The 22,394-nt window shown below is 60.1% G+C and carries 20 protein-coding genes; 10 read left to right on the top strand and 10 right to left on the bottom strand.

Annotated elements, in window-relative coordinates; translation table 11 throughout:
• Positions 1-163 precede the first annotated feature (163 nt).
• Positions 164-973 (top strand): division plane positioning ATPase MipZ, encoded by an 810-nt coding sequence (locus ARCT_RS0124360; RefSeq protein WP_027242442.1) that lies wholly within the window; start codon positions 164-166, stop codon positions 971-973.
• A gap of 154 nt (positions 974-1,127) precedes the next feature.
• On the opposite strand, the gene ARCT_RS0124355 is transcribed toward ARCT_RS0124360, so the two are convergent.
• Both ARCT_RS0124355 and ARCT_RS26810 read right to left on the bottom strand, forming a co-directional pair.
• The gene (locus ARCT_RS0124355) at positions 1,128-2,378 is read right to left on the bottom strand and encodes an adenylate/guanylate cyclase domain-containing protein (RefSeq protein ID WP_036786231.1); all 1,251 of its coding nucleotides are present in this window, start codon (positions 2,376-2,378) and stop codon (positions 1,128-1,130) included.
• 27 nt (positions 2,379-2,405) lie between these two features.
• Entirely contained in the window at positions 2,406-2,888 is a 483-nt protein-coding gene (locus ARCT_RS26810; RefSeq protein ID WP_036785407.1) for a MarR family winged helix-turn-helix transcriptional regulator, read from the bottom strand.
• Between the two features lie 70 nt (positions 2,889-2,958).
• Between ARCT_RS26810 and hmgA the strand changes: the two genes are divergently transcribed.
• From hmgA to maiA, 7 genes are all read left to right on the top strand, one after another.
• Positions 2,959-4,314 carry a homogentisate 1,2-dioxygenase gene (gene hmgA, locus ARCT_RS0124345; protein WP_027242440.1) on the top strand — a complete coding sequence of 452 codons (1,356 nt, stop codon included), beginning with the start codon at positions 2,959-2,961 and terminating at the stop codon, positions 4,312-4,314.
• A gap of 133 nt (positions 4,315-4,447) precedes the next feature.
• Positions 4,448-5,710 (top strand): fumarylacetoacetase, encoded by a 1,263-nt coding sequence (gene fahA / locus ARCT_RS0124340; protein WP_027242439.1) that lies wholly within the window; start codon positions 4,448-4,450, stop codon positions 5,708-5,710.
• A gap of 69 nt (positions 5,711-5,779) precedes the next feature.
• A complete protein-coding gene (locus ARCT_RS0124335) occupies positions 5,780-6,730 on the top strand; it encodes an MBL fold metallo-hydrolase (protein WP_027242438.1) in 951 nt (316 codons plus the stop codon).
• A 271-nt stretch (positions 6,731-7,001) separates the two neighbouring features.
• The gene (locus tag ARCT_RS0124330) at positions 7,002-8,615 is read left to right on the top strand and encodes an FAD-dependent oxidoreductase (protein WP_027242437.1); all 1,614 of its coding nucleotides are present in this window, start codon (positions 7,002-7,004) and stop codon (positions 8,613-8,615) included.
• Positions 8,616-8,620: 5 nt separating this feature from the next.
• Entirely contained in the window at positions 8,621-8,848 is a 228-nt protein-coding gene (locus tag ARCT_RS0124325) for a DUF2783 domain-containing protein (RefSeq protein ID WP_036785404.1), read from the top strand.
• Positions 8,845-9,387 carry a VOC family protein gene (locus ARCT_RS0124320; RefSeq protein WP_027242435.1) on the top strand — a complete coding sequence of 181 codons (543 nt, stop codon included), beginning with the start codon at positions 8,845-8,847 and terminating at the stop codon, positions 9,385-9,387. Before ARCT_RS0124325 ends, ARCT_RS0124320 begins: the two co-directional genes overlap by 4 nt.
• A 94-nt stretch (positions 9,388-9,481) precedes the next feature.
• Positions 9,482-10,123, top strand: a complete 642-nt coding sequence (gene maiA, locus ARCT_RS0124315) for a maleylacetoacetate isomerase (protein ID WP_027242434.1) — start codon at positions 9,482-9,484, stop codon at positions 10,121-10,123.
• Between the two features lies 1 nt (position 10,124).
• On the opposite strand, the gene ARCT_RS0124310 is transcribed toward maiA, so the two are convergent.
• On the bottom strand, positions 10,125-11,048 hold the full coding sequence (locus ARCT_RS0124310) for a DMT family transporter (protein ID WP_027242433.1): 924 nt from the start codon (positions 11,046-11,048) through the stop codon (positions 10,125-10,127).
• A gap of 303 nt (positions 11,049-11,351) precedes the next feature.
• Between ARCT_RS0124310 and ARCT_RS0124305 the strand changes: the two genes are divergently transcribed.
• Positions 11,352-12,113: a maleate cis-trans isomerase family protein gene (locus ARCT_RS0124305; RefSeq protein ID WP_027242432.1), complete on the top strand. Its 762-nt coding sequence runs from the start codon at positions 11,352-11,354 to the stop codon at positions 12,111-12,113.
• Positions 12,114-12,193: 80 nt separating this feature from the next.
• Here ARCT_RS0124305 and ARCT_RS0124300 read toward each other — a convergent pair whose 3' ends face one another.
• The 7 genes from ARCT_RS0124300 to ARCT_RS0124270 form a co-directional block, all read right to left on the bottom strand.
• Positions 12,194-13,486 (bottom strand): ABC transporter permease, encoded by a 1,293-nt coding sequence (locus ARCT_RS0124300; RefSeq protein WP_027242431.1) that lies wholly within the window; start codon positions 13,484-13,486, stop codon positions 12,194-12,196.
• Positions 13,483-14,403, bottom strand: a complete 921-nt coding sequence (locus tag ARCT_RS0124295) for an ABC transporter permease (RefSeq protein WP_027242430.1) — start codon at positions 14,401-14,403, stop codon at positions 13,483-13,485. The genes ARCT_RS0124300 and ARCT_RS0124295 overlap by 4 nt, the downstream gene beginning before the upstream one ends.
• 12 nt (positions 14,404-14,415) lie before the next feature.
• Positions 14,416-15,528 (bottom strand): ABC transporter ATP-binding protein, encoded by a 1,113-nt coding sequence (locus tag ARCT_RS0124290; protein ID WP_027242429.1) that lies wholly within the window; start codon positions 15,526-15,528, stop codon positions 14,416-14,418.
• 159 nt (positions 15,529-15,687) lie between these two features.
• Complete coding sequence (locus tag ARCT_RS0124285) at positions 15,688-16,812, bottom strand: extracellular solute-binding protein (RefSeq protein ID WP_027242428.1); 1,125 nt, start codon at positions 16,810-16,812, stop codon at positions 15,688-15,690.
• A gap of 283 nt (positions 16,813-17,095) precedes the next feature.
• A complete protein-coding gene (locus ARCT_RS0124280; RefSeq protein WP_027242427.1) occupies positions 17,096-17,935 on the bottom strand; it encodes an EamA family transporter in 840 nt (279 codons plus the stop codon).
• A gap of 62 nt (positions 17,936-17,997) precedes the next feature.
• The gene (locus ARCT_RS0124275) at positions 17,998-19,689 is read right to left on the bottom strand and encodes a Na/Pi cotransporter family protein (RefSeq protein WP_027242426.1); all 1,692 of its coding nucleotides are present in this window, start codon (positions 19,687-19,689) and stop codon (positions 17,998-18,000) included.
• A 1-nt stretch (position 19,690) separates the two neighbouring features.
• Positions 19,691-20,497 (bottom strand): DeoR/GlpR family DNA-binding transcription regulator, encoded by an 807-nt coding sequence (locus ARCT_RS0124270; protein WP_027242425.1) that lies wholly within the window; start codon positions 20,495-20,497, stop codon positions 19,691-19,693.
• Between the two features lie 224 nt (positions 20,498-20,721).
• Here ARCT_RS0124270 and ARCT_RS0124265 point away from each other — a divergent pair, with 224 nt between their 5' ends.
• Complete coding sequence (locus ARCT_RS0124265; RefSeq protein WP_027242424.1) at positions 20,722-22,278, top strand: sulfatase-like hydrolase/transferase; 1,557 nt, start codon at positions 20,722-20,724, stop codon at positions 22,276-22,278.
• Positions 22,279-22,394: the final 116 nt, after the last annotated feature.

Below are 22,394 nucleotides of genomic sequence, written 5' to 3'. Positions count from 1 at the left end.
AGCCGACAATAGGCCCGTCAATAGGTCCGTCAAATGAAACCAAAACAGAGCCTAACTAGGGTCTTTTCCTGCGATTTGCACGCTTTCCATTGATTCGCCTCAGCTCTATAGTCGGCACGACACAACAGGCGCGAGCAGCGCGGCGAACCAAAGGGACCATAAGATGGCGCATATCATAGTCGTCGGCAACGAAAAGGGCGGCGCAGGGAAATCCACCGTCTCGATCCATGTGGCCACAACCCTGGCCAGACTTGGCCACAAGGTGGCGGCGCTGGATCTGGACCTGCGGCAGCGCTCTTTGGGTCGCTATATCGAAAACCGCAAGGAGTTCATGACAAAGGCGGCACTGGATCTGCCCCTGGTCGAGCTGCACGAACTGCCCGAAATCGACGCCGCGAGCCTGCAACCGGGTGAAAACATCTATGATCATCGCCTGTCTGCTGCGGTCTCCAGTCTGGAGCCGGACAATGACTTCATCCTGATCGACTGCCCCGGCTCGCACACCAGGTTGAGCCAGGTGGCCCACTCATTGGCCGATACCCTGATCACACCGCTGAACGACAGCTTTGTGGATTTTGACCTGCTGGCCCATACCGACCAGAAGGGCGAAAAGATCACCGGTCCGTCCGTTTATTCCGAGATGGTCTGGAACGCCCGCCAGCTGCGCGCCCAGGCCGGGCTGAAACCCATCGACTGGGTGGTGATCCGCAATCGTGTCGGCACCCAGCGCATGGTCAACAAGGAAAAGATGGAACGCGCCATCAACATGCTGTCCAAACGCATCGGCTTTCGCGTTGCCCCCGGTTTTTCCGAGCGGGTCATCTTCCGCGAGCTGTTCCCGCGTGGTCTGACCCTGCTGGACCTCAAGGATATCGGCATCAAGCAGCTGAACATCTCCAACATCGCCGCCCGTCAGGAATTGCGCGACATGATGAAGGCCGTGAAGCTGCCCGGCGTCGAGATCGACATCTAAACGCGCGCCCAACCAACAAGACGGCGGTCCTCCCCTCGCGAGGGCTGCCGCCTGCCCTGCCGACATCTGCATGGCCTTTATCTGCGCCACATGCGCCAGGGCGCGCCCGGCTGCAAAGCAGCTTTGAGGGTCAAATCAAATAGGTCTTCTGGCCCTAGTCCTCGGCATAGGGCGCCAGATCCGGCGCCACCCCGTCGGGTCTGTAAACCGTGAACAGGTCAATGGGTTCCGTCACGCCGCGCAGCATGTAGCGCCCCAGGGACACCATGTCATGCGTATCATTTTTGACGGCGCGTTGAAGCACCGACGAAAAGATCAGGTTCTGGCCAACGGAACGGTGCATACCTGCAATGCGCGCGGTTTGATTGACCGCCGGGCCAATCACCGTAAAGTCCAGCCGGTTCTCTGCACCGATGTTGCCATAGAGAATTTTACCGGCGTGCAGCGCCAGGGTCCAGTCGGTGACGGGGAGATCCTGAGCCAGGCGTTCCGCATTGCGAAGACGGATACTGCGGCTCAGCTCTGCGGCGGCATCCAGCGCGGCCTGGGCATCCCGCTCAATGCTGCCGAGATTGAACATCACCAGCATGCCATCGCCCATGAACTTGAGGATATTGCCCCCGTGTGCCTGGGTGGCGGCCACCGCAATGCCAAAATAATCGTTCAGCGTATCAATCAGCCTTGGTCCCGGCAGCTCTCCGGCCAGGCTGGTGAAGCCTTTGAGATCAAACAGGCCAATCACCGCGTCAATTTCCGAGGAAGAGCCGCGCTGGAATTCACCCGAGAGCACCCGCTGTCCGGGGTCCCGCCCCAGATAGGTCTGCAACAGGTCAATGGCCATCTGCCGGTTGGACATCGATTTCAGCGCCAGCCCCAGGGCCGGGTATAGCGCCTTGATCAAGGCCTTGTCCTCGGGCGAGAACCCCGCTGCGCCATCCGAGGTCCAGGAGGCCAGTACCCCCTCCGAAGGGTGATTGGGATCAAAAGGGATGTTTTCCTCGGTGAACCGCAAAGCCATCGCAAGGTATTCCGTTGCGCCCTGTTCTTTCAGATCCCGCAGCAAAGGGAACCGGGCCATGTCCTCGCCGGTCAGATCAGATTGCAAAACCGATTGATCCTGCTCTAACAGGACGTAGAAGGGGCTTTGCAACCAGGCCTCCAACGGCGCCTCGCGGCGCTCATAGTGTTCATGGCTGATGCCGCCCATGCGGGTCCAGTTGTAGCCAATGCCGCCGAATTTGGGATGATAGGCACGCTGCGCCAGGTGAAACCGCCACAGCGGCACCCCCATCTCCACCAGCTTTTCACAAAAGCTGTTGAGCAGATCCTGACGACTGTTGCTGCGCAGCCCCTTGTCTATCAGCCAGGGGATTACTGCTGCTGCCCTGCTCTCCAAGCCTTCCATTGCCATCCGGCCTTTCCTGTATCCGCTCTACCTGCCCCGCCCCTGGCCTTGCTCAACGGTTTTTGGCAGCGGGGATTCGATCCCAGCCAGCTGCCGCAACATGCGCCGCAGCAGCGCCACCTCTTCTGGCGTGAAACGCTCTGCGAGCTGCCCATCATAGCTTTGCGCTTCGGCGCGCAGATCACGATAGGCTGCTTCGCCCGCCGGCGTAAGCCGCAAATGTTCCGAACGGCGATCCTTTTCATCCCGGCTGCGGGAAACGAATCGACGTTCCGCCAGCTTGGCCACAGCCCGGCTGATCTTGGTTTTGTGGATCTTGGCCCGCTCACCGATATCACGCGCGGTCAATTGGCCATAGATCCCCAGATGAAACAGCACCCGCCATTCATTGCGCAGCATACCATAGCGGTTTTTGTAATGGGCCTGAAAGGCCAGCGAAGATTCCTCTGCTGCCCGGTTCAATAGAAAGGGCAGAAAATCCTGCAGCGAAAAATCATCTTTTTCAGTCATGGCGCTCTCCTTACCCTTGTTAGTTACAAAAACAACTATTAATTCCGCAAGGAGAAAAGGAGCGCGCGACATGAACAAAGCTGCTGATCCCCACGAGATGATCCAGGCCCCCTCTCTTGCCGGCCCGCACGAGGGCTATATGCCCGGCTTTGGCAACGATTTTGAATCCGAGGTCCTGCCCGGTGCCATGCCACAGGGTATGAACAGCCCGCAGAAATGTAACTACGGTCTTTATGGCGAACAGCTGTCGGGCACCGCCTTTACCGCCGATCCCCCCGAGCGCACCTGGTGCTACCGCATCCGTCCCTCGGTGAAGCATTCGCATCGCTACAGCAAGATCGACCTGCCCTATTGGAAATCGGCGCCGCATGTCGACCCTGATGTCGCCAGCCTGGGCCAATATCGCTGGGATCCGGTGCCGCATGATGGCCAGTCGCTGACCTGGCTGACCGGGATGAAGACCATGACCACCGCCGGCGATGTGAACACCCAGGTCGGCATGGCCAGCCATGTCTATCTGGTCACGGAAAGCATGGTCGACAGCTATTTCTTTTCCGCCGATTCCGAATTGCTGGTGGTGCCACAGGAAGGCCGTCTGCGCTTTGCAACCGAGCTGGGCATTATTGATCTGGAACCGCAGGAAATCGCCATCATTCCCCGGGGCCTGGTCTACCGCGTCGAAGTCCTGGAAGGCCCCGCCCGCGGCTTTGTCTGCGAGAACTATGGCCAGAAATTTGAACTGCCCGGTCGTGGCCCGATCGGCGCCAACTGCATGGCCAATCCGCGTGACTTCAAAGCGCCGGTGGCAGCCTATGAGGACCGCGAAGTGGCCTCGACCCTGACCGTCAAATGGTGCGGCCAGTTCCATGAGACCAAGATCGGCCAGTCGCCGCTGGATGTGGTGGCCTGGCACGGCAACTATGCGCCCTATAAATATGATCTCAAGACCTATTGCCCGGTTGGCGCCATTCTGTTTGACCACCCGGATCCATCGATCTTTACCGTGCTGACGGCGCCGTCGGGAGTACCCGGAACCGCCAATATCGACTTTGTGCTGTTCCGCGACCGCTGGATGGTGGCCGAAAACACCTTTAGGCCGCCCTGGTATCACAAGAACATCATGTCCGAGCTGATGGGCAATATCTACGGCCAGTATGATGCCAAGCCAAAGGGCTTTGTCCCCGGTGGCATGTCGCTACACAATATGATGATCCCGCACGGACCGGACAAGAATGCCTTTGAAGGGGCCTCGAACTCCAACCTTGGGCCGGAGAAGCTGGAAAACACCATGTCCTTTATGTTTGAGACCCGCTTTCCGCAGCACCTGACCAGTTTTGCCGCCAAGGAGGCGCCGCTGCAGGACGATTATATTGATTGCTGGAGCGACATTGAGAAGAAATTCGACGGCACCCCCGGTATGAAATAGGCTGCGGGTAGAGCAAGCACAAACAGAAGGGGGCGCTGCCCCCCTCTGGGCCCTTCCGGGCCCATTCACCCCCGGAGGTATTTCCGGAAAGATGAAATGAGATCTGCGGATCTTGCAACCGACTGGAGGCTCTATGCCGCTTCTGAAATCCTGGGTGAGCTCGGCCAATGACGCCGCGCATCCCTTTCCGCTGAACAACCTGCCCTATGGGGTGTTTTCGACCAAAGATAGCGAGCCGCGCTGTGGCGTGGCGATTGGCGATATGATCTTTGACTGTCAGGCTGCCGAAGAGGCCGGACTGTTGCAGCTGACGGATTATCCGCTGTTTGAAATGCCCTTCTGGAACGAAATGATGGAAGAAGGGCCAGCGGTCTGGGCTGCCCTGCGGGAACGGCTGACAGCGCTGTTGGCCGAAGGCGCGGCCGAGCAGGCCAGGCTGGAGCCGCTGTTGACGGCCCAGGCAGAGGCCGAGCTGCACATGCCGTTGGCCGTGGCAGAATATACCGATTTTTATGCCGGCATGCAGCACGCCAAAAACATGGGGGCGATCCTGCGGGGCTCCCCGGATCTGCCCGCCAACTGGCTGCATATTCCCATTGGCTACAATGGGCGCGCCTCCTCTGTTGTGGTCTCCGGCACGCCAATCCACCGCCCCAATGGCCAGACCAAGGCGCCGGACGCCGAGATGCCATCCTTTGGGCCGACCAAACGTCTGGATATCGAACTGGAAATGGGCGCCATTGTTGGCACCGGATCTGAATTTGGCCAGCCCATCACCGTCGATGAAGCCGATGCGATGATCTTTGGCTATGTGCTGCTGAACGACTGGTCGGCCCGCGATATTCAGGGCTGGGAATACCAGCCGCTGGGCCCGTTCCAGGGCAAGGCCTTTGGCACCTCGATTTCTCCGTGGATCGTCACCGCTGCGGCGCTGGAAAACTTCCGTGCCCCGACCCCGGCCCGCGAGAAAGAGCTGCTGCCCTATCTGAATGGCAGCAAGAACGGTCTGTATGACATCGAGCTGGAAGTGCTGATGCAGCCCGAAGGCGCGGCGACGGCCACTGTGGTCTCCAAGACCAACTACAACCGGATGTATTACTCGGCGGCTGAGCAGCTGTGTCATCATGCCATTGGTGGCTGCGAGATGAACACCGGGGATCTTTTGGGATCGGGCACCATTTCCGGGGCGGAGCGGTCTGAGTTTGGCTCGTTGATGGAGCTGAGCTGGGCCGGGCGTGAGCCCTTTACGCTGGAGACCGGCGAGAGCCGTGGTTTTATCGAGGATGGTGACACCCTGACCCTGCGCGGAAATGCCCGTGGCGATGGCTTCACCATTGGCTTTGGCGATTGTTCCGGCAAGATCCTGCCCGCCAAGGTCTGGCCAGCAGCCGAGTAACCCCGTCGTTCGAAACATTTTTGCCAGAGGCTTCAGCCAGCCTCTGGCACCCGAAAAAAGGATAGAGACATGGCCAAGGCATTTGCGTCCCAAGGGGACATGAGCGAAAAGAAAATCACCTTTAGCGAAGTGGGCAAGGACATCTATGCCTTCACCGCCGAGGGCGATCCCAACTCTGGCGTCATCATTGGCGATGACTCTGTGATGATTATTGAGGCCCAGGCGACACCCCGTCTGGCCAACAAGGTGATCGAATGTGTGCGCTCGGTGACCGACAAACCCATCAGCCATGTGGTGCTGACCCATTATCACGCTGTGCGGGTGCTGGGGGCCTCGGCCTTTGGGGCTGGTCAGGTGATCATGGGCGATGTCGCCCGCGCCATGGTGGTGGAACGGGGCCAGGAAGACTGGGACAGCGAGTTCCAGCGTTTCCCGCGCCTGTTTGAAGGCCACGAGAGCATTCCCGGCCTGACCTTCCCCACCACCACCTTCAGCGAAGACATGACGGTCTATCTGGGCAACCGCCGCATCGACCTGATGCATCTGGGCCGCGCCCATACGGCGGGTGACATCGTTGTGCATGTGCCGGATGAGAACGTGATGTTCACTGGTGATATCGTGGAATACCACTCTGCCTGCTATTGCGGGGACGGTCACTTCAGCGACTGGGGGGATACCCTGGACAATATCGCCGCCTTTGACGTAGACGCCATTGCCCCCGGTCGCGGTGACGCGCTGGTTGGCAAGGAAATGGTCAACGCGGCGATTGAAAACACCCGCGATTTTGTGGAAAGCACCTATCGCCCCGCCGCACGCGTAGCGGCCCGCAACGGCACCCTGAAAGAGGCCTGGGATGCGGTGCGCGCCGAATGCGACCCCAAGTTCAAGGACTACGCAATCTACGAACATTGCCTGCCCTTCAACGTCGCCCGCGCCTTTGACGAAGCCCGTGGCATCGACACCCCACGCATCTGGACCGCCGAACGCGATCTGGAAATGTGGGCAGCGCTACAGGGGTAATCCCGACCTTATGAAAGCCCCCCAACCCGCGGGGGCTTTCAAGACCGCACCAACCGGCCGCACAACTGGCCGATCCAGACTGGCCGATCCGGACTAGCCTGCCCAGACTGGCCAATCCGGTCACCAACTCCGGGCGCTTTGATCCAGATCGTGCCGCCCGACAAAAACATGTGAAACGATACTCACATCCTCCCGGCACGGAAATGCCGGGAAACAGAGAAGCTGTGCCGATCAGAACCTCCGGTTGGCACCCCCTTTGGGAGGAGACCAGATGAACAAGATCTTTGAAGTCCCGATGTATCCTTATGCCCGCCATGAGGATCAGGATGCCGGGGCGCCAGTGCGCCACAAAGTGGTGGTGATTGGCGCCGGCCCCATTGGCCTCGCGGCTGGAATTGAGCTGGCACAGGCAGGCGTCGAGGTGGTGATCCTTGACGAGAATGACAAGGTGAGCTTTGGCTCCCGCGCCATCTGCTTTGCCAAACGCCCGCTGGAGATCCTTGACCGGCTTGGCTGTGGCCAGCCGATGGTTGACAAGGGCGTGTTGTGGAACAAGGGCAAGGTCTTCTTTGATGACCGCCAGGTTTACGACTTTGACCTGCTGCCGGAAGAGGGCCATAAGCGTCCCGCCTTTATCAATCTGCAACAGTATTATTTCGAGGAATATCTGGTCAATCGCGTCCGTGAGTTGCAAGAACAAGGCGCGCCAATCGAGATCCGGGGCCGCAACAAGGTCTCGGCAATCGGCACCCATCCCGACCATGTGACGCTGGAGATCGACACCCCCGAAGGCTCCTATAACCTGGAAGCGGACTGGCTGATCGCCTGTGACGGCGCCGGGTCCCCCACCCGCCGGATGCTGGGGCTGGACTTTGTCGGTCGCGTCTTTGAGGACAACTTCCTGATCGCCGACGTCATCATGGAGGCCGATTTCCCGACCGAGCGTTGGTTCTGGTTTGATCCACCCTTCAACAAGGGCCAGTCGGCGCTGCTGCACAAACAGCCCGATGGCGTCTGGCGCATTGATCTGCAGCTGGGCTGGGACATCGACAAAGAGCGCGAAAAACGCCCCGAAAACGTCATTCCCCGTCTCAAGGCGATGCTGGGCGATGACGTGGAATTTGAGCTGGAGTGGGTCTCGATCTATACCTTCCAGTGCCGCCGGATGGAGAAGTTCCGCCATGGCCGGGTCCTGTTTGCCGGCGACGCCGCACATCAGGTCTCGCCCTTTGGCGCCCGTGGGGCCAACTCCGGCCTGCAGGACACCGACAACCTGATCTGGAAGCTGAAACTGGTGATGGAGGGCAAGGCCCCCGACAGCCTGCTCGACAGCTACGACCAGGAGCGGGTGCATGGGGCCGAGGAAAATATCCTCAATTCCAGCCGCTCCACCGATTTCATCACGCCAAAGTCGGAAATGTCCCGCCTGCTGCGGGATGCAGTGCTGGATCTGAGCGAACATCATGAATTTGCCCGTCCGCTGGTGAACTCTGGCCGCCTGTCAGTGCCCTGTACCTATGATGGTTCAACGCTGAACTCAGCAGATGCGTTGCTGGATGGGCCTGCGCGCACCCGCCCTGGTTCGGCCTGCCCTGACGCACCTTTGGGGGAGGACTTCCTGCTGTCAAAACTGGGCAATGATTTCATCCTGCTGACCATTGACGCCGATGCCCCCGATGAAATCGAAGAGGCGGGCGTGACGGTCAAACGGCTGGCGCTTTCGGTCAAGGACGACAAGACCCTGGCCCTGAAAGAGCGGTATCTGGGCGACAATGACAGCGCCGTCTATCTGATCCGCCCGGATCAGCATGTCGCCGCCCGCCGCCCCTCGTTTGATGACAACCAGTTCCGCGCTGCCATCCGCCGCGCCATGGGTAAGGAGTAAGCCAGATGCCCGAGACCTTGATCCCTGACCACCTGATCCTGACCCCAAACATCAATGGCGCCGATGATTTCTATGCGGATCTTCTGGCCGCCCACGAGGGGCGCGACAAAGCCGACAGCGAGGCCTTTAACGCCCGTTTGCTGTTGGTCCTGGCCAATCACATTGGAGACCGCGCGATCCTGAAACAGGCGCTGGCTGCGGCCGCGCTCATCAAAGAGGAGGACCCCTCGTGAAAATCGAACAAATTCACCACGTCGCCTATCGCTGCAAAGACGCCAAACAGACCGTCGAGTGGTACAACCAGATGCTCAAGATGGACTTTGTCCTGGCCATCGCCGAGGACCACGTGCCCTCCACCCACGAGCCCGACCCCTACATGCATGTCTTCATGGATGCGGGCAACGGCAACGTGCTGGCCTTCTTTGAGCTGCCCACCAAGCCCGAAATGGGCCGCGACCCCAACACGCCGATCTGGGTTCAGCACATCGCCTTTAAGGTCAAGGACCGCGAGACCCTGATCGAATTCAAAGACCACCTGGAGGCCAATGGCGTCGAGGTTCTGGGGGTGACCGATCACTCGATTTTCCACTCGATCTACTTCTTTGATCCTAATGGTCATCGGGTGGAACTGGCCTGCCCAGACCCCAAAGAAGAGGCGCTGCTGGCAAAACTCGATGCGGTGAAATGGGACATGCTGGAAGAATGGTCCAAGACCAAGAAAGCCCCCAAACACGCCGACTGGCTGCATGCCAAGGAGCTGAGCGCGCTCTGATCGCGCCGCAATAGATTGACATCAAATGGGCAACCGGAGAGGCTTCGGTTGCCCATTTTCCCTGTATTAGACCCTAATTGAAGAAAGATCAGTGATGCACGACACCGTTCTCTTTGACTATTGGCGTTCCTCTGCCAGCTACCGTTTACGCATTGCGCTGAACCTCGCAGGCATCGACTACCAATCCATCACCGTTGATCTGGTCAAGGGCGAGCACAAAAGCCCCGAACATCTGGCCCGCAATCCCCAGGGCTTTGTGCCGGTGCTGGAAATCGACGGTCTGCGGATGACACAATCGCTGGCCATTCTGGACTACCTGGATCAGACCCGCGATCTTGGCCTCTTGCCCAAAGACCCGGCCGCGCGGGTGCAGGCTCAGGCGCTGGCGCATTCGATTGCGGTAGATCTGCATCCGGTCTGCAATCTGCAAGTGGCCAAACACGCGACCCAGCTTTCCGGTGGCGCCGCAGGCATGCCCGGTGACTGGATGGTGCATTTCATCCGCCCCGGCCTTCAGGCCTTTGAGACCCTGCTAGGGGCCTATGAACAAAGCCCCTATTGCACCGGCACCACGCCCGGTCTGGCTGATATCTGCCTGATGCCGCAGCTTTATAATGCCCGGCGCTGGGGGGCCGACTTTTCAGATATGCCGCGTATTCTGGCAGTCGAGGGGGCCTGCAGCGCCCATCCCGCCTTTGCCAAGGCACACCCGGATGCGGTAAACGCCGCCGCCTGAATCACACCTGCCGCCTGCCCAGCACCCTTCTGGGCAGGCGGCCATCGGTGACAATCAGCCCCACCCCGATGATCGCAAAGCCAAGCACGGCCTCGCGGCTGAGCTGTTCACCCAGAACACCGGCACCCAGGCTGACCGCCACCGGCGGGATCAACAGCGTCACCAGCATCAGATTGGCCGAGCCAGCCCGGCGCAGGATCTCAAAATACATCAGGTAGGCCAGCGCCGTCGACAGCACCGCCACCCCGATCACCGCCCCCCAGACCTCAACAGACAGGTCAAACCGGGGGGCGCCCTCGACGTATAGGGCCAGCGGCACCATCAGCACGGTACTGCCCGTCACCATCCCCAGCGCATTCATCAGCGGTGGCTGATCCCCCAGGAACAGCTTTCCCCAGACGCTGGCCAGCGCATAGGAACAGGCCGCCGCCAAGACCGCCAGCTGCGCCAGATTGCGCGGATCCAGCGAGGTCAGCGCCGTCGGCCCCATGATCACCGCCACGCCAAGAAAGCCCAGAGTAGCCCCTGTCAGTTTCTGCGGCGTCAGTGGCTCATCCTTGAGCAAAAGCCCCGCCACCACCGCGCCAAACACCGCCGTGGTGCCGTTGAGGATCGAGGCCAAGCCGCTCTCAATTTGGGTCTGCCCCCAGAAGATCAGCGAAAAGGGAAGGGCGTTGTTCAAAGCCCCCATGCCGAGGTAAGCGCCCCAGATCCTGACCCCGCGGGGGATGGCAATGCCTTTGAGCCGCACAACGAGAAACAGCACCGGCAGCGCCAGCGTGACCCGAAACAGGGTCACAGTCAGAGGGGGCAGCTCGCGCAGGGCTATTTCGGCAAAAAAGAACGACCCGCCCCAGACAAGCGCCAGAACTGCCAATAGCAGACCGGCGGTGAGATCAATTGCGGGGGATGATGGGCTGGCCATGGGGGGCTCCTTGAAACGCTGTCCCAGCCTAGATCCGCCCCCGTTGTCAGGCGACCCGTTTCCTGCGCCATCGTTGGGATTAAGGGGGCAATGGGACGGACTGGTATCGCTTTTGCCGCTCTGCCAGTTTGCCAGCCTGCCGGTTTTCCTGTTTGCCAGTTTTCCTGTTTGCCAGTTTTCCTGTTTGCCTGTCTGCCGCTCTGCCCGTCGCCAGCCAGGTTGGCCTGAGGCCCCCGCTTCTCTCTTGCAGCGCCGCCCATTGTCGGCAAAGCTCGCGACAGTTTTCCCGAGGAGCCTGTCGGCATGCGCCATTTCCCCTATCGCCTCACCGGTCCTATCGGCTCTGCGGCCACGCTTGGGCTGATTGTCCTGCAGGTGGATGAGACCATCGAACAGGATTTTCGCCGCCTGTTTGTGGCGCATGACGTGGCGCTCTATATCAACCGTATCCCGTCGGGGGCCGAGCTGACGCCCGAAACCATTGCCCAGATGGGGCGCGACCTGCCCGCCGCAGCCGCCCTGTTGCCGCAGGAAGCTGATTTTGATGCCGTGGCCTACGGCTGCACCTCAGGCACCACCTTGATCGGTGTGGACCGGGTACGCGCACTGGTGCAGGGCGCGGTGAAAACGCGCCACGTTGCCCAGCCGCTTAGCGCAACTCTCGCTGCCTTTGCCGCGCTTGAGGTCGCCTCGATCGGGCTGGTTTCCCCCTATATAGACACTGTTTCCGGGCCTATGCGGCAGACATTTGAAGCCGCAGGTTATGCGGTGCCCGCCATGGTGTCCTTTGGCGAGGAGGTCGAAGCCAATGTCGCCCGCATTGATCCCGCCTCGATCCACGCCGCAGCGCTGGAGGTCGGATCAAACCCAGAGGTGCAGGTGGTGTTCCTCAGCTGCACGAACTTGCGGACGCTGGATATTATCGCGGATCTGGAGCAGCGCCTTGGCAAACCCGTGGTCAGCAGCAATCAGGCGCTGGCCTGGCATATGGCGCGCCTGTCCGGCGCACCACTGGCAGCAGCGGCGCCTGGCGTCTTGGTCTCAAAACCCCTGCCGCAGGGCTAAACTTAGGGTAGGTCCCAAAAGAATACCCCGCCCAGCAGCCTTGCCGGGCGGGGGTTGTTTTTCTGGCGACTAGGGCAGGATCAGTTGCCGGATCCCGCGCTAGTGTCGTCGCCGCTCAGGGTATTGGGCGCAAAGACGCCGCCAAAGCCAGAGTTGTTCCCGTCACTTTCAGAAGCTGCACCTGCCCCCTCATCGCTGCCTTCACCCGACAGCGTTCCGGGTGCAAAGACCCCACCAAAGCCGGAATCATTGCCCGCAGGTTTGGACTGAGCCGGAGCGGTTGTGTCGCCCTGCTCTTCCTGTTGCTGCTGGCGACGCAGTTCACGCTGGCGCAGGAGCTCTTGAATACGCAGCTCGGACTCCAGGCGCTTTTGTTCCTGAACATTGGCGATACATTGCTGCGGGCTGTAGACGGTCGCCGTGCCCACCACGACCACGGTTGCACAGGCGACAATCACCAGGGCAACAGCCGCCCAGTTGGAACTGAGAAAGCCAGGCAGTTTGAACTGGCCTGAGCTCAGCTCTTCCACCGTGGCATCCTTGCGGGCCTCGGCCACCAGTTCCTTGCGGCGAATATTGGCCTCGTTGAACAGGGCGGCAAAAACCGTGAGCAAGACGATAATAAAGGCCAGGGCCGAAATCGCCGGGGTGATGCCATAGCGGACCTTTTGCGCCAGCTCGATGGTCAGGGTTGGATATTCCCCAAAGGTGAAGGTGGTGGTGTTGTAGTTCTCAAAGCTCGCCAGGAAGGCCAGCACCGCCGCCGAGGCAATGGCAGGCTTCATGAAGGGCAACAGCACCTTGCGGAAGGCCTGCGCATGGGTCGCGCCCAGATCCAGGGCCGCTTCGGTCAGGGCCATGTCATAGCGCTGCAGACGCGCCACCAGCACCAGCATGCAATAGCTGGCGATAAAGGTGGACTGACCAATGACTGTCAGGAACAAACCGTTTGAGAAGAAGCTATCCGCCCCCAGACCCAACATCCGGTTGATCCGGTCCCAGAACACCAGCGTCGAGATACCAATAACCACCCCCGGCACCAGGATTGGCGCGATGATGACGGTATAGTAGGTCGCCCGCAGCTTGGGCCAGATCTGGGTCAGCATCAAAGCCCCGGCCAGCCCCATGGCCACCGACAGCACCACAGTGCCCGCGCCCACCAGCACCGAGTTCTTGATGCCATTCAGGATGCGTTCATCCTGAAACAGCGCCGAGAACCACTCGAAGGTCAGGCATTCCCAGGGGGTCGCCCGCGGGAACTCGGGCGAGTTGAAGGCGGTGATCGACATGATCACCAGCGGCCCTAGCAGATAGGCAAAGAAGATCGCCAGATAGGCCCAGATGCTGAGGCGCATAAGAGAAAGGTTCTTCATTTGCCGATATCCCCCATGTTCACCTTGAAGACCCGCATCAGAGCAAGCACCAAGAGGATACAGGTCACCAGCAGCACCACGGCATAGGCCGCGCCCTGTGGCCAGTCAGAGTTGTCGTTGAATTGCTGGTAAATCAGCTGGGTGAACCAGAGCGACGATGGTCCGCCCAGGATTTGTGGCGCCGCCAGCGCCCCGGCTGACAGCATGAACACCATGGTACAGCCCGAGCTGATGCCCGGTTTGGCATAGGGAATAACCACCCGGCGGTGGATCATTGACCAGCTGGCGCCCATATCCCGCGCCGCCTCGATCTGGTTGCGATCCAGGCTTTCGATCACGTTGTAGATCGGGAAGATCATCAACAGGATATAGGCATAGCCCAGACCGGCATAGAGCGCGATATCGTTGCGAACAAAGTCAAAGGGCGTGTCAAATATCCCGGCCGCCACCAGCAGATTGTTCAGCACGCCGGTTTCGCCAAAGATGATGCGCAGGGCAAAGGCCCGCAGGATCTCGTTGATCCAGTAGGGGATGATCAGCATCAGCGCAAAGATACGGATGTGATTGCCCTTGGTCTGGGCCAGATAATAGGCGATCGGATAACACAGGATCAGGTTGAAGATGGTGACAAAGATCGCCGCAATCAACGTCCGGTAAAACACCTTGAGATCAACCGCGTTATAGTCCTGGCTGCCGCCTTCGGGGCCAAAGACCAGATATGTGTAATTCTCCATCGTATAGATGTCTTTTGGCCCGCCGATCTCAGGCGGTGGCAGGTTGGGACGGAAGGAGAAATCCAGCATCGACAGCTGCGGCAGGATGATCAGACCAATGGTCCAGAACAACACCAGCCCCAGCATCAGCGAGCCAATGCCCAGACCATTGCGGTCAAAGAACTCTTTCAGGAAACGAGGCATTGCCACTTCTCCCTATTCGGTGGCCAGATCGCCAGCGGGCAGGGCCACAGCGTTCTGGACATCATATTGCAGGGTCATCGGCTGCCCCTTGTGGCTGTCAAAAGACTGGCCAAGGTTCGGCAGCGAGACCTTCATTTCCTTGCCGCCTTCGCCCGCCATGAAGATATTGAAGCTATTGCCTTCAAATTCTTCGTTGGTGACGGTGGCGGTGACAAAGTGATCGCCTTCGGTGCCAACCGGCGCCAGGGCAAAGGCTTCGGGACGGATAAACATCATCGCGTCATCCCCCGGTTTCATCTTGCCCTGATTGGCCGAAGAGACCCGCGCCAGCAGATCGCCAGACCGGTTGGTGCTGATCAAGGCGGTTTCCCCCGACACCTGTTTCACCTTGCCCCGGAACACGTTGTTTTCGCCAACAAAAGACGCGGCAAAGGCGGTGGCGGGATCATTGTAGATGGTCTTGCCATCGCCAATCTGGTCGATGACGCCGGCGCGCATCACCGCGATATTGTCAGACATGGTCAGGGCCTCGCCCTGATCGTGCGTGATATAGATGAAGGTGATGCCCACGCGTTTCTGAATTTCGCGCAGCTCTGTGCGCATGTGCTGGCGCAGCTTCAGATCCAGCGCCGAGAGCGGCTCATCCAGCAGCAAAACATCCGGCTCGGCGCAGAGCGCGCGGGCAATGGCGACCCGCTGGCGCTGGCCGCCTGACAGCTCCGAGGGCAGCTTGTCGCCCTGCCCCGGCAGCGCGATCATGTCCAGTAATTCATCCGCGCGCTTGCGACGTTCCCGCGCCGATGCGCCTTTGATTTCCATCGAAAAGGTGATGTTTTCCCAGACCTTCATCAGCGGGAACAGCGCCAGGTTCTGAAAAATCAGCGCGGTGGGACGTTTGTTCGGGCCGATGCCCTTCATATCCTTGCCGCCAATCAGCACCTGACCTTCACTGGGGTCTAAAAAGCCCGAAACAGCGCGCAAGATCGTGGTCTTCCCGCAGCCCGAAGGACCAAGGAAGGAAAAGAAATCACCTCCGTTGATATGCACATTTGCGTCGCGCACGGCGACAAAATCTCCAAAGCGGATCCAGAGGTTTTCAAGATCTACGCCGACCCCAGCACTCATGTGGTCTCTCCTCAGCTCGCAGCTCTCCCGCCCGGTGGAGAATACCCCCGGCGTAAACAGGCTGCTCTGTTCATTCAGATGTGTTGATGCGCCCATGGGACATGCATGCGCACAGGCTGGCCCCCGGAAAATCCAGGGGCCAGTTTGTTCAAAAACGGATCAGGCGCTTTTGAACTTGTTGACGAACTCGGTGCGCACTTCAGCATACCAAGGCGCTTCGGCAGGCCAGGGGTTCAGGTTGGCCAGGCTGTCGCCGGGATAGGCTTCGGCAAAGTTCTTTTTGTACACGTCGCCCGAGAAGGCATCCGCGCCCAGAACCGGCGAGTTATAGCCATGGCTGTCGATCGCTTTACCGGCGGCTTCCTTGCCAAAGGCATAGTCGATAAAGGCATAGACCTGCTCTTCGTTCTTGGCACCAACCGGCATGGACATGCCGTCAACCCAGGCCATCGCACCCTCGACAGGGGCTTGATAATGCACAGGCTCGCCAGCGGCTTTCAGCGCCAGTGGGGGGCCATCCCAGGTTTGACCAACAACAACGCCTTCGTTCAGCAGACCGTTTTTCTGGGTGTCGGCATCATTCCAGATCAGCTTGATCCGGTCTTTGCGCGCCATGCACCAATCGGTGATCTTGCCCCAGACCTCGCGCATGGTGTCTTCGTCACCATAGGCCGCCCAGACAGAGCCAGGCTCCATTTCGCCAGAGGTTTCCATATAGAGACCCGCGCCCAGCATCATCGAATGGGCGCGCCCCATGGTTTTGCCTGCGTTCTCTTCGGACCAGACATCGCCATAAGACGGCGCATCGCCCGCTGGCAGCCATTTGTCGGTGCGGTAGGCAATGCCTTCGGTACCCCAGATATGGGGCAGCCAATGCACGCCGGCGCCGTCAAAGTTCCAGGCAGATGTGCCGATTTTGGCCATCGCCGGGTTCACCGCGTCGATGTTGACCTTGTTCATGTCAAAAGGTTTCAGCAGCTGCAGTGGGCCCCACTGCAGTGACCGGTTGTTGGTGGGCGAGACAATGTCAAAGCCCTGGCCCTTGGTGGCCTTCATCTTGTTGATGATTTCCTCGTTCGAACCAATACCGGTGTAATTTACCTTGATGCCGGTCTTTGCCTCAAAGCCTTCGATAAAGGCTGGGGGCAGATAGTCCGACCACATCAGAATGTTCACTTCACCCGAAGACGCCAGCGCGCTTTTGGAATAGAGCGGCGCTGCGAGAGCAGCCGCACCGGCGCTTTTCAGCAGGGTCCGGCGAGTGACGCTAGATTTGGTAGTCATATTCAAATTTCTCCCTAGTGGGTTTGTTGGTATCGTTTTTTATTGTTTTTGGTATTTTAAAGAGTGCGAGGCATTGCGCCCAACAAACAGTGACAGTTTCAAAAACTGATAAGGCCAAAATGCCGCAGCACCTAAAACCATGGCTCCAGTTTTCGAGTAACACTGCCCGATTCTCCTCAACTCCAGCAGAATAAGGTGGTGTTGTAACAGGAGTTTGCGCCTCCCAGGCAGTTCCGTCAATGTAAACAGCCTCGCGGCGCAGCCTGGACGGGGGAACTGCCTGTCAAACAGACAACCCAATCAGGGCCACCCCCAGCGCCATCACCACGGCAGCCCCCAGACGGCGTATCCAGTTGCCTTCCCGCAGGAAAACAAAGCCAATCAGGGCGGCAAAAATGACCGAGGTTTCACGCAGAGCAGAGACCGCCCCCAGCGGTGCAAAGTTCTTGGCAAAGAGCACCAGCCCATAGGCCGTCATCGAGACCAAGCCACCGGCAATGCCAATCCCCCAGCTGCGCGCCGGGATCTGTGCCAGCACCCGCCGTCGGCGCAGGCCGATAAACCCGGCAACAAAGATATGTCCAAAGGCGCCCCAGGCCCAATAGCTGAGCGTATTGCCCGACAGACGCACCCCCAGACCATCCACCAGCGAGTAAAGCGAGATGCAGACCCCAGTGCCCAGCGCATAAAGCAACGCACTGCGCCCAACCCCGGATTTCAACGCCTGCCAGCTGCTCAGTTGGATCCCCAGGCCAATCAGGGCAATGCCCAACCAGGCCTGCAGCGGCAGGAACTCACTGGCAAAAATCATCGCCCACAGCGCCACAAGGGCAGGAACAATGCCACGGGCAATGGGGTAGACCACGCTGAGGTCACCATGGCGATAGGCCTGCCCCAGCATGTAGAAATAGCCAAAATGGATCAGGGTCGACAGCGCCACATAGCCCAGGCTTTCCGGCTCAGGCAGCGGCAAATAGACCACCATGACCGCACCGGGAACAACATGGCCCAGCGCCACCAGCCCCAGCGTCGCGGTGCGATCCACCGCAGTTTTGACAATCGCATTCCAGACCGCATGCAACAGCGCCGCTGACAGGATGATGGCAACAACAAAGGGCGTCATTTTTCGGGGAACCTTTTCAATTCTGGCGGTGAAACGCCATATTCAGAGCCTGTTTGGCGCGGTCAGCTGGCTTCCATATCTTCGATCAGCCGGGTCTCCAGAAGCTGGCCGTTCTGATAGAGCAAGGGATAAGAGACCGCCGCCACATGGCTGTTGAACTCACGCAGCGCCCGCAGGGTTTCCAGGTGAATATCCGAGGTTTCAAAACTATGCCCGGTGCCCCGTTGCAGCCGCTTCAGGTGGCGCTTGCGGCTGTCGCGCTCCATCCGCTTGAGTTCGGTCTTTTCCAGGTTGAGCAAACGGGCGCTTTCCAGATCGTTTGAAATCAGCACATTCGAGGCCAGCCGCAGATTGGCCATGATCGCCTCGTGCATATGCAGGATTTCGTCCCAGCCCTCGTTTGAGAACCGCAGGTGCTTTTTGTTCAGCTTCCCCGCCAGCACCGCCAGACGCCGCGCTGCCACATCGCCGGCGGTTTCCAGACGGATGGCATATTCCACCATTTCACGCGCCTGTTTCAGCTCATCCGGTGTAAAGTCCTGCTCGGGGATATCGGCCACATAAGAACGGATCCCCGACAGGCAGGCATTGACCTCTGGATCCAGATCCTGAACCGCCTTGATCTGCGCGCCGTCGCCGGTTTTGTACAGCTCCGAGAGCGGGCGAAACATGGTCTCGACCAGATCGCACATCCGCAACAGCTCTCGCTTCAGATTGGCCAGAACCTGGGCCGGCGGGCCATAGCTGCCGGGCTCCAGGGCGCTCGGCGGTCTGCCGGTCAGGTCGGCTTCAGGCGCCGGGGGCTGTACCATCAGGCGTTTCATCAAGGGTTCAATCCGCACCGAGATCGGCAGCGCCAGCAGTAACAGGGAGCCGTTGAAGGCGAGATGCACATAGACCAGCATCTGCCCGCCCATTGACCCGATCTGCGCCCCGATCTGCGGCGCGGCCAACAGCCCGACACCCAGGCTGGAATTTACCGCCAGCAGACAGATCAGCGCCCAGGTGCCGCGCAGCCCGAGGTTGGCATAGGGTATGCGCCGCGCACTTTGGCTCATCCCGCGGCTCAGCCAGACCGGAATGAAGCCAGAGCCAAAATTGGCCCCCAGCACCAGCGACAGGCCTGCCTCAAAGGGAATGGCGCCGATCTGCACCAGGGTCACGCACATCAGAATGGCCGCCACCGAGGAGTGCATCACAAAGGCAAGCCCCGCCCCCACCAGAAAGGCGGTGATATAGTCCCGCGCCAGATAGCCTGCCACGGCGGGCAAAAAGGCACTGTCGCGGATCGGATCCATCGCTTCGCGCAAAAAGCGCAGCGAGATCAGGATAAAGGCGACCCCCATCAGGATCCGCCCCGCCTGCCGGGTCTTCTTGCCCTCGGTTTTGACAAAAAGGTAGCCCCCCACTGCCAAAAGCACCGGCACCAGCCAGTCGAGCTTGAACGACAGGATCTGAATGATCAGCGCCGACCCCAGGTCCCCGCCCAGCACGATGGCCAACCCGGTGGGAAAGGCCAGATACCCGCCAGAGGCAAAGCCGGTCACCAGCAGCGCCACCGCCGCCGAGCTTTGCAGAACCAGGGCCAACCCCAGCCCGACACCGCTGGCCTGGATCTGACTGCCGGTGCCGGTCAGCAAGCGCTGGAACGAGGCGCCATAGCTGCGCTCGATGCCGGTGCGCACCATGCGCACCGCAAACAGCAGGAACATGGTGGCCCCTGCAAGGCTGATGAGAAAGGTCAGAATCGCCATGTCACGCTCCTTCAGGCGCCGGGTCGGCCAGGGTGAACTCTACCCCCCAGTCCAGCAGGGCCCGCGCCAGTTTTTTTCCCGGTTCCCGGTCGCTGACCAGATGCGTCAGCTGCTGCGGTGCAGGCCCCCGATGTGGGGCGCTCTCAGAGAATTTTGCGTGGGTGGTCACCACAATGACCCGCTCGGCAGCAGCCGCGACCGCAAGCGTCAGCTCCGCCTCGGCGGCATTGTGAAACAGCAGCCCATATTTTGGAGACAGCGCATCGGCAGATAGAACCGCCACATCAAAGGCAAACCGTGCCGCCTGCATTTCGGCCACCGGACCAAAGGTGCCACGATCATCGTTGCACATCTCGCCGCCCAGCAGATGCAACCGGTTGCCATTGTGATTGGCCAGCAACTGCGCCACCCCGATGGAGTTTGTCACCACCGTCAGGTTGCGGCGCTGCCGCAGCGCCTCTGCCACAAAGGAGGTGGTGGAACCCACATCCAGAAACACCGTCATGCCATCGGCAATCCTGGGCAAAACGGCCATGGCGATCTGCGCCTTCTCGGTGGGGTGTTCTCCCATGCGCCGGAAAAAGCTGGGACCGGCCTCGCCGGTGCCGCGCGGCCCAACCAGATAGGCGCCGCCATGGACCCGCTCAACCAAGCCCGCCTTGGCCAGGGCCTTGATGGTGCGGCGCACGGTTTCCTCCGACACATCCAGCATCATCGCCAGCTCGGCACTGCGCCCCGATCCGCCCAGCCGCCGCAGGGTTTCAAGCAGTTCAACCTCCCGGTGGGACGGCGGCGCGGGACGGGACATCAGGCAAAACTCCACAAAGACGGCAAAACACAGTGCAACAACACTGTGCAGAATTATGTGGCGAAAATGTCAGTTTAGCGCCAACATGACAAGTCAAAACCCACAAGACCCCAAAATATCGGTCAACAACGGTCACCCCCAATGGGAAAACCCTCTTCCCAAATCACAAATGACCGGCTTATCTGGCGCTACTGAGCCCCCCAGCTGTCAAAGGACTGCACCACATGAGCACGGATCACCCCCGGAAAAAGAACGTGTTGTTCATTCTGATCGACCAGCTGCGGGCGGACTGCCTGACAGGTGCCCTGGCCGCGCATGTCGCACTGCCAAACCTGCGGGCCCTGATGGCAGAGGCGGTGACATTTGAGCAAAACTACACCGTGGTGAACCCCTGCGGCCCCTCGCGCGCTTCGATCCTGACCGGGCAATATGCGATGAACCATCGCTCGATCCGCAACGGCACCCCGCTGCGCCATGACACCCCCACCCTGCCCGGCGAGATGCGCAAGGCCGGATACACTCCGATGCTGTTTGGCTATACCGACACCGCGCGCGACCCGCGCACCCATCATCCCAATGATCCGGCCATCCGCACCTATGAACAGCATATGGAGGGCTTTCAGGAGATGTTGGAGATGCGGCTGGAGATGTCCTATCCTTGGCGCGCTGACCTGCTCTCAAAGGGCTACAGATTTGACACCTATTGGGACCTGCACAAACCAGTCTCCCCAACCGGTGGCCCGGCCCGGCTGAACGATCCGGCACCCTACAAGGCGGCAGACAGCGATACCGCCTTTTTGACCGATCGTTTTCTGGCGACCATGCCCGCCTATGACGACCAGAGCTGGTTTGCCCATCTCACCTATATTCGCCCACACCCGCCGCTGGTGGCCCCTGCGCCTTATAATGCGATGTATGACCCCGCCGATCTGCCACTGCCCAGCCGCCATGCCACGGTTGCCGATGAATGCGCGATCCATCCGTTCTTCCCCCCCACAACCCAGGCCTATACTCCGGCCTCTGCTGTGCTGGGCTTTCCGGATCTGGACCCGACGGATGAAAACATCCAGACCCTGCGGGCGATTTATCTGGGGTTGGCAAGCGAAGTGGACGCCCATATCGGCCGGGTGGTGCAGTTCCTCAAGGACAGCGGTCAGGACGACAACACATTGCTGGTGCTGAGCGCCGACCACGGGGAGATGCTGGGCGACCGCCACAGCTGGGGCAAGTTCACCGTCTATGATGCCGCATATAAAACACCGCTGATCATCCGCATGCCCGGCAATGCCGCACGGGCCGGGTCTGTGGTGCAGGAGATCACCGAATCCATTGACCTCACCCCAACCATTCTGGACTGGGTCGGACAGGAGATCCCCAATTCGATGGATGGTGCCTCGCTGGTGCCGCTGCTGCGCGGAGAAACACCCGCTGACTGGCGGCAATACTCCTATTCCGAGCTGGATTTTGGCGACCCCCAGTCCCCTACAATCTGGCAACAGGCGCTTGCCACCCCGGCATCGGAGTCCAGCCTCGCCATTCTGCGCGATGGGCGGTTCAGCCTGGTGGAATTTGCCGCCGACCTGCCGCCCCTGCTGTTTGACCATCAAGGCGCCGGCGAGATGGAAAACGTGGCGCAGATCCCCGCGCGGCAGGCGGATCTGGCCCGGCTCACCCGGCGGATGCTGCGCCACCGGATGCGCAACGCCGATCACAGCCTGTCGCTGCACAGCATCACAGCCGATGGACCGCGCCTGCAAAAACGCGACAGGCCGGGGCGCTAGGGGCAGGGGTCTGGCCCGGCCCGCGCTTGCTGCCGTCCGCAGCTGCGATCCGCCCCCCTTGACCTAACCCCGGAGGCTCAGGCAAAACCGCCATAGATTTAGCGGTAACACGGCGA

Source organism: Pseudophaeobacter arcticus DSM 23566 (assembly GCF_000473205.1).
Lineage (GTDB): Bacteria > Pseudomonadota > Alphaproteobacteria > Rhodobacterales > Rhodobacteraceae > Pseudophaeobacter > Pseudophaeobacter arcticus.
This window is presented reverse-complemented; position numbering and strand designations above follow the sequence as displayed.